General features: G+C 62.6%; 17 protein-coding genes. 2 read left to right on the top strand and 15 right to left on the bottom strand.

Annotated elements, in window-relative coordinates; translation table 11 throughout:
- Positions 1–27 precede the first annotated feature (27 nt).
- The 9 genes from dmpH to BXU06_RS16745 all read right to left on the bottom strand — a co-directional run bounded on the left by dmpH (position 28) and on the right by BXU06_RS16745 (position 7815).
- Positions 28–816 (bottom strand): 2-oxo-3-hexenedioate decarboxylase, encoded by a 789-nt coding sequence (gene dmpH / locus BXU06_RS16785; protein ID WP_077302325.1) that lies wholly within the window; start codon positions 814–816, stop codon positions 28–30.
- On the bottom strand, positions 813–1844 hold the full coding sequence (gene dmpG / locus BXU06_RS16780) for a 4-hydroxy-2-oxovalerate aldolase (protein ID WP_077302322.1): 1032 nt from the start codon (positions 1842–1844) through the stop codon (positions 813–815). The genes dmpH and dmpG overlap by 4 nt, the downstream gene beginning before the upstream one ends.
- Positions 1845–1864: 20 nt before the next feature.
- Complete coding sequence (locus BXU06_RS16775) at positions 1865–2815, bottom strand: acetaldehyde dehydrogenase (acetylating) (RefSeq protein ID WP_077302319.1); 951 nt, start codon at positions 2813–2815, stop codon at positions 1865–1867.
- Between the two features lie 21 nt (positions 2816–2836).
- Positions 2837–3619 carry a 2-oxopent-4-enoate hydratase gene (gene dmpE / locus BXU06_RS16770; RefSeq protein ID WP_077302316.1) on the bottom strand — a complete coding sequence of 261 codons (783 nt, stop codon included), beginning with the start codon at positions 3617–3619 and terminating at the stop codon, positions 2837–2839.
- 24 nt (positions 3620–3643) lie between these two features.
- Complete coding sequence (locus BXU06_RS16765; protein ID WP_077302313.1) at positions 3644–4492, bottom strand: alpha/beta fold hydrolase; 849 nt, start codon at positions 4490–4492, stop codon at positions 3644–3646.
- A gap of 20 nt (positions 4493–4512) precedes the next feature.
- Positions 4513–5967 (bottom strand): aldehyde dehydrogenase, encoded by a 1455-nt coding sequence (locus BXU06_RS16760; RefSeq protein ID WP_077302310.1) that lies wholly within the window; start codon positions 5965–5967, stop codon positions 4513–4515.
- Between the two features lie 77 nt (positions 5968–6044).
- Positions 6045–6488 carry a heme-binding protein gene (locus tag BXU06_RS16755; protein ID WP_077302307.1) on the bottom strand — a complete coding sequence of 148 codons (444 nt, stop codon included), beginning with the start codon at positions 6486–6488 and terminating at the stop codon, positions 6045–6047.
- 2 nt (positions 6489–6490) lie between these two features.
- Entirely contained in the window at positions 6491–7411 is a 921-nt protein-coding gene (locus BXU06_RS16750) for a catechol 2,3-dioxygenase (RefSeq protein WP_216352621.1), read from the bottom strand.
- A 56-nt stretch (positions 7412–7467) separates the two neighbouring features.
- Positions 7468–7815, bottom strand: coding sequence for a 2Fe-2S iron-sulfur cluster binding domain-containing protein (locus BXU06_RS16745; RefSeq protein WP_077302300.1), 348 nt, complete (start codon positions 7813–7815; stop codon positions 7468–7470).
- A gap of 141 nt (positions 7816–7956) precedes the next feature.
- On the opposite strand from BXU06_RS16745, the gene BXU06_RS16740 reads away from it, so the two are divergent.
- Positions 7957–8673, top strand: coding sequence for a GntR family transcriptional regulator (locus BXU06_RS16740; protein WP_077302297.1), 717 nt, complete (start codon positions 7957–7959; stop codon positions 8671–8673).
- A 32-nt stretch (positions 8674–8705) separates the two neighbouring features.
- Here the strand turns inward: BXU06_RS16740 and BXU06_RS16735 are convergent, their stop codons facing one another.
- The 6 genes from BXU06_RS16735 to BXU06_RS16710 form a co-directional block, all read right to left on the bottom strand.
- Positions 8706–9764: an NADH:ubiquinone reductase (Na(+)-transporting) subunit F gene (locus BXU06_RS16735; RefSeq protein ID WP_077302294.1), complete on the bottom strand. Its 1059-nt coding sequence runs from the start codon at positions 9762–9764 to the stop codon at positions 8706–8708.
- 74 nt (positions 9765–9838) lie between these two features.
- Complete coding sequence (locus BXU06_RS16730; RefSeq protein WP_077302291.1) at positions 9839–10198, bottom strand: phenol hydroxylase subunit P4; 360 nt, start codon at positions 10196–10198, stop codon at positions 9839–9841.
- Positions 10199–10265: 67 nt separating this feature from the next.
- Positions 10266–11813, bottom strand: a complete 1548-nt coding sequence (locus tag BXU06_RS16725; protein WP_077302288.1) for an aromatic/alkene/methane monooxygenase hydroxylase/oxygenase subunit alpha — start codon at positions 11811–11813, stop codon at positions 10266–10268.
- Between the two features lie 14 nt (positions 11814–11827).
- Positions 11828–12097, bottom strand: coding sequence for an MmoB/DmpM family protein (locus tag BXU06_RS16720; protein ID WP_077302285.1), 270 nt, complete (start codon positions 12095–12097; stop codon positions 11828–11830).
- 3 nt (positions 12098–12100) lie between these two features.
- The gene (locus BXU06_RS16715) at positions 12101–13096 is read right to left on the bottom strand and encodes an aromatic/alkene monooxygenase hydroxylase subunit beta (protein WP_077302282.1); all 996 of its coding nucleotides are present in this window, start codon (positions 13094–13096) and stop codon (positions 12101–12103) included.
- 14 nt (positions 13097–13110) lie between these two features.
- Positions 13111–13404, bottom strand: a complete 294-nt coding sequence (locus BXU06_RS16710; protein WP_216352506.1) for a phenol hydroxylase subunit — start codon at positions 13402–13404, stop codon at positions 13111–13113.
- A gap of 266 nt (positions 13405–13670) precedes the next feature.
- Between BXU06_RS16710 and BXU06_RS16705 the strand changes: the two genes are divergently transcribed.
- Positions 13671–15350: a sigma-54-dependent Fis family transcriptional regulator gene (locus BXU06_RS16705; protein WP_077302277.1), complete on the top strand. Its 1680-nt coding sequence runs from the start codon at positions 13671–13673 to the stop codon at positions 15348–15350.
- Positions 15351–15492: the final 142 nt, after the last annotated feature.

Genomic DNA, 15492 nt, shown 5'->3' with positions numbered 1-15492 from the left:
GGATATTGAGGGAAAAAATCTTACGGTTCAGGCAAAGCGGATGCTGACGCCGCCCAGCCCCTGAATGCGCAGGCTGATATGGTCGCCGGGGCTGACTGCCACCGCTTCGGTGATGCCGCCAGACAGGATCAGCGCGCCAGCCGGCAGCGATTCGCCGCGTGCGCCCAGGTGGTTGGCCAGCATGGCCACGGCGGTGGCCGGGTGGTTAAGCACCGCTGCCCCCGCACCCAGCGCCGCCACCTGGCCATTCTTTTCCAGCACCACGCCCAGTGTGCGCAGGTCCAGCCCGGCCACCGGGGTCATGCTGCCGCCGACCACAAAACGGCTGGAGGAACAATTGTCGGCAATCACGCTGGTCAGATCGAACTTGAAGTCGCGGTAACGGCTGTCGATGATTTCAATCGCTGGCACGATAAAATCGGTGGCAGCCAGCACGCTGCCGATATGGCAGCCGGGGCCGCTGAGCGGGTGCTTGAGCACAAAGGCAATTTCCGGCTCCACCTTGGGATGAATCAGCTCGGCGCAGCGCGCTTCGCCGCCGTCTGGCAGCGAGAAATAATCGGCCAGAAAACCGAATACCGGGGTGTCCACGCCCATCTGCTTCATCTTGGCGTAGGAGGTCAGCCCGGCCTTGAAGCCGACAATCCGCGCGCCACGGGCGATCTTGCGCTGGCGAATCAGATCCTGAATCGCGTAGGCGTCATCCCAATCCATCTCCGGGTGATCGTCGGTGATCTTGCTGATGTCGTGTGCGTTCAGCTCGGCGTTTTCAACATGCTCGGCCAGTTGGGCCAGCGTTGGGTGATCCAGTGTCATGCGTACAGTCCTCGTTGTTTGGCCATGGTCATCGCCGTATCCTCAATCATATCCTCCTGCCCCCCCACCATCCCACGCCGGCCCAGCTCCACCAGAATCTCCCGCGCCGGCACCCCATACTTCTGGCTGGCCCGTTTGGCAAACAGCAGGAACGACCCATACACCCCGGCATAGCCCAGGGTCAGCGCATCGCGGTCAATGCGGATCGGGAAGTCCATCATCGGCACTACCAGGTCCTCGGCCACGTCGGTGATCTTCGCCACATCCACCCCGGTGTCGATGCCCATCAGGCTGCACACGGCAATCAGCACTTCCATGGGGGTGTTGCCGGCTCCAGCTCCCAAGCCAGCGGCAGCGGCGTCAATCCGTGTGGCGCCGACTTCAATGGCGGCAATGCTGTTGGCCACGCCCATGGCCAGGTTGTGATGGCCGTGGAAGCCGAGTTCGGTGTCTGGTTTGAGGGCGTCACGTACTGCGCCGAGGCGGGCTTTGACGCCATCGGGCAACAGATGGCCGGCGGAGTCGGTGATGTAGATACAGTTGGCCCCATAGCTTTCCATCAGCCTGGCTTGTTTGACCAAGCCCTCCGGGCTGTTCATATGGCTCATCATCAAAAAGCCAACGGTGTCCATGTCCAGTTTGCGCGCCAGGGTGATGTGCTGTTCCGACACATCCGCTTCGGTGCAGTGGGTGGCGACGCGGATGGTGTGTACGCCCAGGTCACGTGCCATTTTCAGGTGATCGACGGTGCCGATGCCGGGCAATAGCAGGGCGGAGACTTTGGCCTGGGTCATCTTCGGGATCACCGCACCGAGGTATTCTTCGTCGGTATGCGCCGGGAAGCCGTAATTCACTGAGGAGCCGCCCAGGCCATCGCCATGGGTGACTTCAATCAGTGGTACACCGGCTTGGTCCAGGCCGGTGGCGATGCTGACCATTTGTTCCAGCGTCATCAAATGGCGCTTGGGGTGCATGCCGTCACGCAGGGTCATGTCGTGGACGGTGATCTTTTTGCCGTTCAAGGTCATCACAAATTCTCCAGGGGGACTCAGTGCGCGCCGCAACCGGCGGTGCGGGCGATGCCCACGGTGTCGGTCGGGGTCAGTGTCAGCCGACCGGCGAGGATCTGTTCGGCAAACATTTCGGCGGTGCGCGCACCGGCGGCGGTCATGATGTCCAGGTTGCCGGCGTAGGTGGGCAGGAAGTCGCCCAGGCCTTGTACTTCCAGAAACACCGATACCCGATTGCCGTCAAATACCGGGCCATTGACCAGACGATAGCCGGGCACATACTTCTGCACCTCGTGGATCATGGCGTGGATGGATGCGGTGATGGCGGCCTGGTCGGGTGTGGTTTCGGTCAGGCAATGCACGGTATCGCGCATGATCAGCGGCGGTTCTGCCGGGTTGATGATGATGATCGCCTTGCCCTTCTTGGCGCCGCCAACTTTCTCCACTGCGCCAGCAGTGGTGCGGGTGAACTCGTCGATGTTCTTGCGTGTGCCCGGCCCGGCGCTCTTGCTGGAGACGGTGGCGACAATCTCGCCATACGCCACGGGCTGGACCCGGCTGATGGCGGCGACCATCGGGATGGTGGCCTGGCCACCGCAGGTGACCATATTCACATTCATCTCACCGCGGCCAACATGCTGGGCCAGATTCACTGGCGGGACACAGTACGGGCCAATGGCGGCTGGGGTCAGATCAATCATCAACACCCCCAGTGCATTGAGCTTGCGGGTGTTCTCGGCGTGGACATAAGCCGAGGTGGCGTCAAAGGCGATTTGTACGCCATCGGCCAGCACATGGGGGAGCAGACCATCGACGCCGTCAGCGGTGGTCTTCAACCCCAGTTCGGCGGCGCGTTTGAGGCCTTCGGATTCCGGGTCGATGCCGACCATCCAGACCGGGTCAAGGACGGGGCTGCGGCGGAGTTTGTAGAGCAGGTCGGTGCCGATGTTGCCGGGGCCGATCAGCGCGCATTGGATTTTAGCGGTCATGGAATATCTCTCAGTGGGGAATCAGCCAAAGCGCACGCCGCAGCTGCCAATGCCGCCCAGGCTCATGCGCAGCACATCACCGGCCTGCACCGGAATCAGCGCCGCCAGCGAGCCGGACAGAATCACCTCGCCGGCCTTGAGCGGGATGCCCAGGCGGCCCAGGGTATTGGCCAGCCAGACCATGGCGTTAAGCGGATGGCCCAGCGAGGCTGCACCGGCACCCGTGGCGACCAGTTCACCGTTTTTTTCCAGCGCCATGCCCACGGTGGACAAATCCAGCCGGCGCGGGTCTACCAGGGTGTCGCCGAGCACGAACACGCCGCAGCTGGCGTTGTCGGCCACGGTGTCCTGAATCTTGATCTGCCAGTTGGCAATCCGGCTGTCGACAATCTCGAAGCAGGCCATCACCCCTTCGGTGGCGGCCAGCACGTCGGCGGCGGTCAGGCCGGGGCCGCACAGCTCGCGTTTGAGCACAAAGGCAATTTCGCCCTCGGCGCGCGGGGCAATCAGACTGGCGGTGTCCACCTGCGCGCCATCGTGGTAGAGCATGCTGGCCAGCAGTTGGCCGAAGTCGGGCTGGTTGACGCCCAGCATGGTCATCACGGCGGCGCTGGTCAGGCCGATTTTTTTGCCAATCACCTGGTCGCCCGCCGCCAGCCGGCGTTCGAGAAAGCGCTGCTGGATGCGATAGGCATCGTCCAGGCTTAGCTCAAAGCCGCGCGAGGTGAGTGGGGCAATGGCGCTGCGCGATTGCAGCGCCTGGTACAGTTCATCACCCAGTTGGGTGAGCGAGGGCTGACTCATAACAACCTTTCAGGAAAAACCCAGTCAGGCACTGGCGTCGGCTTCGGCCAGAAAATCCGCCACCAGGCGCACAAAACGGTCGGCGTGTTCAATTTGGGTCCAGTGGCCGCAACGGCCAAACACATGCAGCTGGGCGCGATCAATCCAGCGCGCCAGGGTCAGCGAGGTATCCAGCGGAATCACCTGGTCTTCGCGGCCATGCAGGATCAAGGTGTGATGCGGCAACGCGCGGATATCCGCTTCGGCGCTGGCCAGCGCGTCCACCCAGCGCTGGCGCGGGGCGGGGAACATGGCGGCAAACGAGGCCTGAAACCCCGGCTGAATGCTGGCCTGGTAGCGCTGCATCGCCAGTTCGTCGTTCACCAGCGTGCGGTCGTAGGCAAACAGGTCGAGCAGCTGGCGCATGGCGGCTACCGACGGGGTGTATCCCCACACCGCGTCCAGCCCGGCGCTGAGGGGAAACGGCACGCCGACGCTGCCCATCAGCACCAGCCGGCGCACCCGCTGTGGATGACGCACCGCCAGGGCAATGGCCACTGCGCTGCCAAATGAATTGCCCACCAGATCGGTCTGTGCAATGCCCAGTGCGTCGAGCAGGCCCAGCACGTGCGCCACCCAGCCGTCCAGCGAGTAATCCGGATTGGCTGGCCGTTCGGTCCAGCCAAATCCCACCAGATCGGGGGCCAGCACCCGGCGCTGTGTGGCCAGCGCGGGCAGCACCAGCCGCCAGTTGGCCCAGGCGCTGACCCCTGGACCGGAGCCGTGCAGCATCAGCAGCGGAAACCCGCTGCCCTGATCGTGGTAATGGGTGTCGATGCCGGCGGCCAGAATGCGCTGGCCGGTGTCGGGACGGGGGGGCGTGGGGTCAGTCATGGTGGCCTCGTGAAGTTGGGTTACAGCTGGACGCAGACGTTTTTCAGCTCGGTGTAGAAGTCCAGCGAGTAAATGCCGCCTTCACGACCAATGCCCGACCCTTTCACCCCGCCAAACGGCGTGCGCAAATCGCGCAGGAACCACGAATTGATCCACACCAGGCCGGCATCAATTGCCGCCGCCACCCGATGGCCACGGCGCAAGTCGCTGGTCCATACGGTGGCCGACAGGCCATATTCGGTGGCATTGGCGCGGGCAATCACGTCTTCTTCGCGGTCAAACGGGGTGATGGTGACCACCGGGCCAAAGATTTCCTGCGCCTGGCAGCTGTAGTGTTCCTGCACGTCGGTGATGATGGTCGGCTGCATGAACGCGCCGCCCTTCACCCGTTCCGGCAGGCTGGCCGGGTCCACCCGCTCGCCGCCATAGGCGATGGTGGCACCTTCGGCACGGGCGGCATCGACAAACGCCATCACCCGTTCGCGATGGCCATGCGACACCAGCGAACCCATGGTGGTGGCGGGGTCCATCGGGTCGCCGATCTTCAGCCCCTTGGCGCGCTCGACCAGTTTTTCCACAAAGGTGGCGTACAGCGGGCGCTCCACATAAATGCGCGAGCCGGCCAGGCACACCTGACCCTGGTTGGCAAACGATGAACGCAGGGTCACGTCCAGGCATTCTTCCAGCGGCGCATCGGCAAAGATGATGTTGGGGTTTTTGCCACCCAGCTCGAACGACAGTTTTTTCAGCGTCTGTGCGCAGTCGCCCATGATGGTCTGGCCGGTGGTGGTTTCACCGGTGAAGGTCAGCGCGTGCACATCCGGATGGCGCGACAGCGCCGCACCAATCAGGGTGCCGGGGCCTTGCACCACGTTGTACACCCCCTTGGGAATGCCCACTTCATTCATCACTTCGCCCAGCAGCGAGGCGGTGGACGGGGTTTCCCGCGAGGGCTTGACCACCACGCAGTTGCCGGCGGCCAGCGCCGGGGCCACTTTCCAGGTCATCAGCAACAGCGGCAGGTTCCACGGCGAAATCACCGCCACCACGCCAGTCGGGCGGCGGATGGCGTAGTTGAGCGCATTCTGACCGAGGTTTTCCCAGCATTCGGTGGCGATGTACTTGAAGTGTTCGGCAAACTGGACAAAGTTGGCCGCACCGCGCGGGATGTCCAGGTGGCTGGCCAGCGACCACGGCTTGCCGGTGTCGGCCACTTCGGCGGCGATAAAATCGTCGGCGCGGCGGTCAATGGCAGCGGCCAGGTTCATCAGCAGCCGGCTGCGTTCCTGTTGCGGCAGCTTGCCCCAGCTGTCGAAGGCGTGTTGGGCGGCGGCCACGGCGGCGTTGACTTCGCCCACCTCACCGCTGGCCACGCGGGCAATCACCTGGCCGGTGGCGGGGTCCACCTTGTCGAAGGTTTTGCCGCTGTGCGAGGCGGTGTATTCGCCGTTGATGAAGTGAAGCACCTCTTTCATGCTGAATCCTTATGGAAATGGGGTCGGGTTGGGGAGAGGCGGGTCGGGACAATGCCGGCGGCCCGCCGCCTGCGGGGTCAGTCCGGGCGCTCGCGTGGTTCGCACTGAATGGCGGCCAGGCCGGCGCGGGCGCAGGCCTCGTCCTCGGCTTCCGAGGCACCGGATACGCCGATGCCGCCAATCCAGTCGCCCCCTGCCGGAATCGGCAGGCCACCGCCAAACACCACCAGGCGGGGCCGGGCGGAAAACCCGAATTTCATCCCGTCGTCGTGGCCGATGTGCGACATCCAGTCTTTGGTGGAAAAACCGAAACTGGCGGCGGTGTAGGCCTTGTCGATGGCAATGTCGATCGAGTGCAGAAAGGCACCGGGCATGCGCAGAAAGCTCATCAGGTTGCCGCTGCGGTCCACCACGGCAACATTGATGCGCCAGCCGTTGGCCTCGGCATGGAGCACGGCGGCGCGGGCGGCGATGACCGCCGCCTCCCAGTTGATGCCGGGGAGCAAGGTGGCGGCCTGCATGCTCAGCTCACCACCGACAGGAAGCGGTCGTTCAGCTGGCGGGCGTGATAGAAGATGCCCTTGCCGACTTCTTCCCAGGTCCACTTGATGGTGTCCATGTCCGGGTACCAGTCGTAGCCGCCGCAAAAGGTTTCCAGCCGGTTGCCCGACGGGTCGAAGAAGTAGATGGTCAGGCCACGGGTGACGCCATGGCGGGTGGGGCCGATGTCGATCGACACCTTGTTTTTCGACATGATGTCGGCAGCGCGCAGCACCTGTTCCCAGGTATCGAGCTTGAACGCCACATGGTGCAGCTTGCCCGGTTCTTCATGGCGGACAAAGGCAATGTCGTGGGCCTTGGTTGAGCTGGTCAGCCAGATGGCCAGGTCGGTTTCGCCGTCTTCCAGCTTCACCCGCTCCACCAGGGCAAAGTCGAGGGCTTTTTCCATGATGCTGCGGGTGGTGTCGATGTCCGGGCCGTACAGCAGACAGTGATCCATCCGGGTGGGTGCCATGCCTTTCAGGCCGTCCGGCCAGGCATCCGGGTTGACCAGGCCCAGGCCATTGCCCACCCGGTCCTTGTCGGCGTACAGCTCCAGGGTGTGGCCGGTGGGCACGGCAAAGCGCACCCGCTCACCTGTGCCCAGCATCTCGCCAGCCGGAATGCGCTCGGTGGCGATGCCCTGGCGTTGCAGGCCCTGCTCCAGCAGATCCAGCGTGGCCTGATCGAGCACCTTGAAGCCAAAAAAATCCAGCCCGGCGCGCTCAGCCTGGCGCAGCACCACGCTGTTGTGGTCGTGCTCGTCCCAGGCCTTGAAATACACCCGGCCCTGGGCGTCGCGCCCGGTTTCCTTCAGGCCGATCACTTCGGTGTAAAAGTGCACGGCTTCTTCCAAATCCAGCACACGCAGTTGGGCGTGGCCCGGACGCAATACGCCTGTCATTGCCATGATGTTGTCTCCTCTTGTGATTGCTTTGTCTGCCGCCGTGGCGGCGGGTATTACGTCTGCTCGGCAGCCTGCCGGGGGATGGCAGGCGGCGCGCAGACTGTTTTTTTCATTTTGCCCAGCACTTTCACGCTGAGATCCGATGCCGGGTAGATCCGGCAGGCCAGCACCCGCCCGGCCTGGGCGTCTTCGCGGCTGACGTGGTCCTGGCTCATGGGCCGGGCGGTGAACTGGCCCGACAGCACCTCCACCTTGCACACCCCGCAGCCGCCTTGCCGGCAGCCCACCGGAATGCCGCGCCGGCCCAGGGTTTCCATGCCGGCGAGGACGGTCTGGTCGCTGCGACAGCGATAGCGCTCGCCGGTATCGACTAGGGAAATTTCATGCTGGGTGGTGGGCATGTCAGCGTCTCCAAAAAACGATACAGATAATTTTTATCGAAGTAAATAGTTTATCTCGAGATTTTTTTGTTCGGCAAGCAGGAAGCTTGCGGGTAAAATCCACGCTATCCTTTTCTTGCAGCATCACTATCCGGAACCCGTATGTCTCAAGACTTTGCGCTGCCCGCCGCCAGTGCCGCCCCGACGCCCGGCATGCCCAAAACCCTGGCCGAACATGCCTACCTGCGCTTGCGCCACGACATCGTGACGGGCCGGCATCCGCCCGGCAGCAAGCTGCGGGTGGAGCATCTGCGCGACGAATACCAGGTGGGCGCCGGTACCCTGCGCGAGGCCTTGCTGTTGCTGGTTACCGACGCGCTGGTCACCGTGCAGGGCCAGCGCGGTTTTCGCGTGGCACCGATTTCGCTCGACGATTTCGAAGACATCACCCGCGTGCGGGTGGTGCTGGAAACCGAGGCGCTGGGCCTGTCGATCGAGCACGGCGACGAAGCCTGGGAAGCCAACGCCGTGGCCGCCTTCCACCGGCTGAGCCGGGTGGAAGAACGTCTGCACCAGGGCGATGTTGGCTTTGACGAATGGGAAGCCCGCAACCGCGCCTTTCACACCAGCCTGCTGGCGGCCTGTCCGTCGCGCTGGACCCTGCACTTCCTGTCCATCCTGTATCAGCAGTCCGAGCGTTACCGTCGGCTGGTGCTGCTGGACACCACGGTGCCGCGCGATGTCCACGCCGAACATGCTGCCTTGCTTGAGGCCTGCATCCAGCGCAACCGCCAGGCCGCCTGCCAGATTCTGGACCGCCATATCCGCACCACGCTGGAGGTGATACGCCAGCTGCCTGCCTCGCGGTTTGGTGAGTAAGCGGGCAGGCCCGCCATGCGGCCCGCGCCTGCCTAAATACTCCGGAACAGTGGGCTTTTCAGCTGCTGCGCGGCGTCGGCTGCCGAGAAAAACTTCTCCATGTAAATGTCGCGTTCAAACAGCCGCCCCTGCATCAGCGTGCTGATGCACGCCTCAATCATCGCTGGCGGGCCGCACAGATAAGCCTTGTGCCCCCGGAAATCATTGCTGAAATGCACCTTGGCCACGTCATGCACCAGGCCGCGCGCGCCTGACCAGCTGGAATCGGCTGGCTCATGCGAGAGCGCCGGGAGGTAGGTGAAATTGGCATGCTGTTCCGCCAGCGCCTGCAAATCGGCGTGGTCATACAGCTCTTCGCCATTGCGTTGGCCATTAATCAGTGTGATCGGCAGCGTGCAGCCTTCGGCCAGCAGGTCGGCAATCATCGACTTAGGGCTGGACAGCCCGGAGCCACCGGCCATGAAAATCAGCGGCTTGCCGGCGGATTTCTTCACGAAGAAGCGCCCGTAGGGGCCAGTCAGCCTGAGTGTGTCGCCCACCTGCAGATGCTGATGCAACCAGCCGGTGACCTGTCCGCCGGGCACGATGCGGACATTGAGCTCAATCACCTCCGGGGTTTGCGGCGCGCTGGCAATCGAGAATGCCCGTGTCTGGCCCAGGGCTTCAATCTCGAGATTGACGTACTGGCCCGCCTGAAACGCCATGGGCCGATCCAGCTGCAGCCAGATGCCGCGAATGCTGGGCGTCAGGCGTTCCACACGGATCACATGACCCACAAAATCCGCCACCGGCAGGTTGCGGGCGTCGGGGTCCTGGTCGATTTCGGCTTCGATCACCACGTCGGATTCCAGCCGGCAACAGCACGCCAGCGCCTTGCCTTCTTCGCGTTCAAAGTCCATCAGCGCAAAAGTTGAGGCTTCGCCATGGTCAATCTCGCCGTCGAGCACCTGCACCTTGCAGGTGGCACACAGGCCGTGGCAGCAGGCGTGCGGCAGATAAATGCCGGCGCGCAGCGCGGCATCCAGAATGGTCTGGCCGTCCTCAATGTCGAGGGTGTGGCCAAGCGGCTCAATGGTCAGTTGGTAACTCATAAGGGGCTCTAGGGTCGGTCATCAGCCAGGGGCGGCGGCCATGCCGCCGCCGGGGTAAAGGGCAGCGCTCGGGTTCAGGAGCCACTGCCGGCAATGCCGGTCAGACCGGGGGTTTGCAGGCGCAGGATGTCCTTGTGGCGCAGGCCCTGCTCGGCCAGGGTTTTATCCATATCGGGCACAAACGGCTGGCCAGATTTCAGCCAGGTGGCCTGGCTGAAATCCACCTTGGCCCAGTCCGGGTGGTAGCCGAAGGAATGGGCCAGAAATGTCTGGCACAGCTCGGCAAAGCGGGTGCTGGGCGGCAGACAGTATGCAAACGGCGCACAAAACATCAGGTGGTTATCCCAGCCAACGTACAGCAGCTGACCGCCGTGGAAGGCGTCCTGCGCATCGGCAGGGGGAAAGGCATAATCCTTGAGGGCTTGAACAGCCATGGGTATCTCCTTGTCGGGTGGCGCGGGAAGGGCAGCGCCTTCCCGCCAGCCAGCGGCATTGCCGGGTTCAGGTGTTTTGGGTGGCCAGGCCACGCCAGGTGTTGAAGTTTTGCTGGTCGCGCGAGCCCTCGTAGTCGAGGTTGTCGTGGCCCTGGTCGAAGTGATAGAAATCCAGCACGGCAGACAGCGGGTCAAAGCCTGCCGCTGTCGGGTCGGTGCCCTCGGGGAAGCAGTTGCCCTGATAAATCTGGTGTACCGGCAGCCAGGCCTGAATGTACTTCTCCGGCTCGTTGTCGAAGATGTGCTGACAGCCATCCGAGCAGGTGTGGTACTTCTCGCCCTGGTATTCGGATTCGCGGTAGCAGATCTGGGTCGGGTCGCCCGGCTCGGTGAACAGCATCGGGATCTGGCACACCTGACACAGCATCGGCAGGGTGTTGCTGTAGAAACGGTTGCCCTTCTCGGCCTCGTCGCGCCAGTGGGTGAAGCGGGCGCGGTAGTACTTGTCGAAGGTGTTCGGGTACTTGGCCGACAGCCAGTCCATTTCCTCGTCGTTCGGCATCCAGGTGTGGAAGGCGGCGGCACCGCCGTACTGGTAGAAAGTCGCCCAGGCCTGATGCGACACGTGCTCCTTGTCTTCGCTGCACTGGGTCAGACATTCCGGTACCTTGATGCCGTACTTGGCCAGGTCGTTGAACAGCGCGCCGCCGTTCTGTTCGAAGTAGATTTCCCAGGCTTCCTTCCAGCTCATCACCCGCTTGGGCAGCATGTAATCCATCATCATGCCGACCAGGGTCAGCACACGGATGCCGCGCCAGGCCCACTTGTCGATCCACTTCTGCACGATGGGCAGGTTGTCCGGGTCCTGCTCCAGCATGAACTTGATGCACTCCAGGCCCAGCGTCATGTGGCGGGCTTCGTCGGACTGCGCCGAGAAGCCAAAGGTGACGGTGGCCATGTCGCCGTTGTAGGCGGCACCAGACATAAACGGTACGAACAGCAGATTGGTCAGCACGTATTCGAAGCTGAAACCAATGGCGATCATAAATTCGAAAGGACCGGCACTGAAGGCATCGTCGAAGAAGGACTTGGGCACCGAGAGATACCAGACCCGCTCATGCATGTGCTTGAAATCGTGGAAGCCGTCGTAATACTTGTTGTAGTTCGACAGGGCATGAATCTGGGTCTGGGCGTGACGCATTTCATCGACCGCCTGCATCAGGCAGGCCACACGCGGGCCCACGCCGGGGAAATTACGCCCGGCGGCAGCAAAGCCGCGATGCGCCATGTACTCAAGTGGCGAAACACCAGTCAGAAACAGCTTAACCGCATTCAGATAACGCGCATCGGTGATGCCCAGGTGGCCGTTGTTCTGGGCAAAGGCATCCAGCACCGCGTACAGCTTGCGCTCTTTTTCCGCCTGGTACTTCCAGTAGGCGTCCATGGTCAGGCGGAACGGGTCTTCCCATTTGTCCCAGTCGTGAATCTTGATGCCTTCGAAGGTGGCCTGCGGAAACACCTTGTCCATCGGCTGGTAGGTGGTTTCCCAGTCCAGGCCACGGGTCATGTGCGCGTACTTTTCTTTCAGGCCCAGTTTCTTGACGTGCATATCCATGTTCTGTTCCTTCCTCAGTTCTTCCAGGCGAGCGTGAACGCGTCGTCGTCTTCGTCCAGATGGCCAGACAGGGTAATCAGGTTGACCTGCAGTTCCCGCAGATCAAAGTCACGGCCAATCAGCGCTTCAATCGAGGCGCGCTTGACGGTCAGGCTGCCTTCGGCGTTGATCTTGACCATGGCCGGTTGCTGTTCGAGCACAGCGTGCGGGTTGTCGGCCAGGATGGCCTCGATGATCGGGCGGGTGTCTTCGTTGGTCTGGAATGCGATGAATACCTTGGACATGGCTTATTCCTGCACGGTTAGCCCGGCCTTGCGGCAGCGGGCGGTGAATTCAGCCAGCACCTCGGCCAGCACCAGGTCGGCATCGCCGGCAAACGCGCGCACCGCCAGCGGCTGGAGCGCGTCCAGCGCGGCAGCGCGGTACTGGGTCACCCACGCGCTCAGTTGTGCCTGGTTTTCCGGCGACTCTGCTGCTGCCACCTTGATCTGGGCGTCGATCCATCTGGCGGTTTCGCTGGCCCATTCGGCCATGAAGCGCGTCATCATCGACACGGCGGTGGCACCGCCGGCAGAGAACTTGGCGTCCAGCTGGTCGTAAATCAGCGGATAGCACAGGCCTTCGAGGACAAAGTTCTGGGCAACAAAAATTTCGAACCAGTCGTCCAGCACCAGCAGGTTTTCCACCTGGCGGCGCATCGGCTGCCAGCTGGGGTGATGCATCCAGGCATCCTTGGCGGCGTCCAGCGCCTCAGGGCCGCCCAGTGTCAGGCCGATGCGCGTCAGGTACTGGGCCACGCCCAGGTGGTCCATGGCGTGATACAGGCAGGGCTGGGTCATTGCCGTGCCATAGCCGTAGGCGGTGATGTAGGCGTTGCCCATGTTTCCCGCCCATTCCATGTGGCGCAGCGGGGTGAGCAGTTCCAGCGCCAGCTGGCGCAACCCTTCCGGCATCAGATCGGCCAGGCCGCGCGCTTCGATCATGTCAAAGCTGGATTCGGCGGCTTCCTGCTGGCGTGCCCGGGCGATGGTGTACGCGCCGTAGTAAAACTGGCGCGGGTCTTTCAGCGCGTACCAGTCTTTCATGTGGATCCGGGTGCGGGTTGGGTCGAACAGCCGCTTGTCGGGCTCCCACATTGGTCGGTAATGAAAGATATCGGTCTGCTGAAGGTCGTAGGTGCCTTCCTGATAGCGGCTGGCCGGCTTGTCGCCAAAGCGGCGGGCAATATGGTCGAAGGTGTGTCGCAGCGGCTTGATGGTGACCGTGCGCAGGTCGATTTGCATGCTTGTCTCCTCTTTTATTCTGATGGCCAGGGTCGGGTCAGACAGTGGTGCGCCTGCTGCTCATGCCCTTCTTCGTCTGCCTGACTGGCGCGCAGCCGCGCCGCCCAGTCGCCAGCCTCGGCGTCCAGCGGGGCCAGCAGGGTGGCCTGATTGGCCTGACAAAACGCCTGAAACGCGGCTTCCGGCAACACCAGCTCGACGGACAGCGTTGGGTCGCCGATGGCAAAGGCAAACTCGACAAACGGCGGGTGTTGCTGGCCGGTTACCCGGACAAAGCGGGCCGTGGGGTCAAAATCAGCGGGGCACATCATCCACTCCATCACAACCAGACATCTGGCCCACTGCCTGTTTCAAGACGCGTGCCAGTGTGATAACTGCTTGTTTTTACAGAAAAGCCTGAATTTGCTGCGACGCAACACGTTGAAAATATTGATGTTTTAAGCAAATTTCGATTTTTCTGGCTGCTCAAATGGTAAATTGCTCAATCTGCGCCGGCTGGTTACGCTTGCTGGCTGGCAGCCCCACGATTCCGCCTGCAAGAGCGGAACGCCACACTCACGAGGAGGAGATTGAGATGACGGCCATCAAGTACCCCAAAAACCAGGATTTGCGCGAACTGGTGCGCTTTTCCTGTGAAACCGGGCATATCTGGCTGGCGGAAAGCCGGATGCTGATGCTGCACGCCAGCGCCATGGCACTGCTGCGCCGCGAGCTGATTCAGCAGGTCGGCCCGGAGCTGGCGCGCAATCTGCTCACCCGGGTGGGCTATCAGTCCGGGATGAACGATGCGGAAATTGCCCGCAAGATTCGCGGCAGCGCCAACCCGCAGGATGCGTTTGTGGTGGGCCCGCAATTGCACATGCTGGAAGGCAGCGTGAAGGTGATTCCGGTACGCATGGCGTTTGACCAGGCCGCCGGACAGTTTGACGGCGAGTTTTTGTGGGAGGGCTCGTGGGAAGCCGACGCGCATGTGCGCGACTTTGGCCATACCGACGACCCGATGTGCTGGATGCAGATTGGCTACGCCTCGGGCTATACCTCGGCGTTCATGGGCCAGTTCATCCTGTTCAAGGAGGTGGAATGCGCCGCCGCCGGGCGCAGCCACTGCCGGATAGTCGGCAAGCCGCTGGCCGAATGGGAAGACGCCGAAGACTACCGGCATTTTTTTGCCCAGGACTCGATCCAGACCCAGTTGCAGGCCTTGCAGCATCAGGTGGAGGTGCTGCGCCGCTCGGCCCAGCACCCACCCTGCGACGGTATGATTGGCTCGGCAACCAATTTCCGCCACGCCTGCCATCTGATCCACCGCGCCGCTGCCAGCGCAGTGACCGTGCTGCTGCAAGGCGAAACCGGGGTGGGCAAGGAGCGCTTTGCCCGGCTGCTGCACAAGCAGAGCCCCCGGCGCGAACAACCGTTCATTGCAGTGAACTGTGCGGCGATTCCGGAAAACCTGATCGAATCCGAGCTGTTTGGCGTAGAAAAAGGCGCGTATACCGGCGCGCAGCACACCCGGATGGGCCGCTTTGAACGTGCGGATGGCGGCACGCTGTTTCTGGATGAAATTGGCGAACTGCCGCTGGCGGCGCAGGCCAAGCTGTTGCGGGTGCTGCAAGAGGGCGAGATTGAACGGCTGGGCGACCAGAAAGTGCGCAAGATCAATGTGCGGCTGGTGGCCGCGTCACACGTTGACCTGAAACAGGCGGTGGCCGATGGGCGCTTTCGCGCCGACCTGTACTACCGGATTCATGTCTATCCGGTGGTGATTCCGCCGCTACGCGAGCGGCGCAGTGATATTCCGCTGCTGGCCGAAGCGATTATCGAACGGCTGACCGCGCTGCACGAAAAACCGGTGTGCGGCATCACCGACAAAGCGTTGCGCGCGCTGCAGGCGCAAGCCTGGCCAGGCAATGTGCGCGAGCTGGAAAACACCCTGGAACTGGGGCTGATCCTGGCTGACCCCGGCGGGGCGATTGAGCTGAACCACCTGTTTCCGCTGCACAGCGAGCCAGACCACACCGGCCTGGACCGCCAGGGCAATTTGCAGGCCGACAGCCACACCAGCCGCGCCGCGCTCTACGAGCAGATGCTGGCCAGCGGGCTGAATTTTGATGATATCGAGCGCGGTTTTCTGGATCACGCGGTGCGCAAGGCCGACGGCAACCTGTCGCGGGCGGCCAGAATGCTGGGCATGACCCGGCCCCAACTGGCCTATCGGCTGAAAAAGACCCTCAGCCAGGCCAGCGTCGTGAGCTGAGCCACCAAAACCGTGACAGTCACGCGAATATGTGTTGATCTGGTGATGACACGCAAACAAACTGAATAGGGGGAAGGGGCGTGTGGAGGTGGGCACGATGCTGAAGTATCTATTCATATCATCAGACAAAATCCCGCCAAGC

It is taken from the genome of Aquaspirillum sp. LM1 (genome assembly GCF_002002905.1).
Taxonomy (GTDB): Bacteria; Pseudomonadota; Gammaproteobacteria; order Burkholderiales; family Aquaspirillaceae; genus Rivihabitans.
The sequence above is the reverse complement of the archived record's forward strand: the minus strand, read 5'-3'. Positions and strand labels throughout refer to the sequence as shown.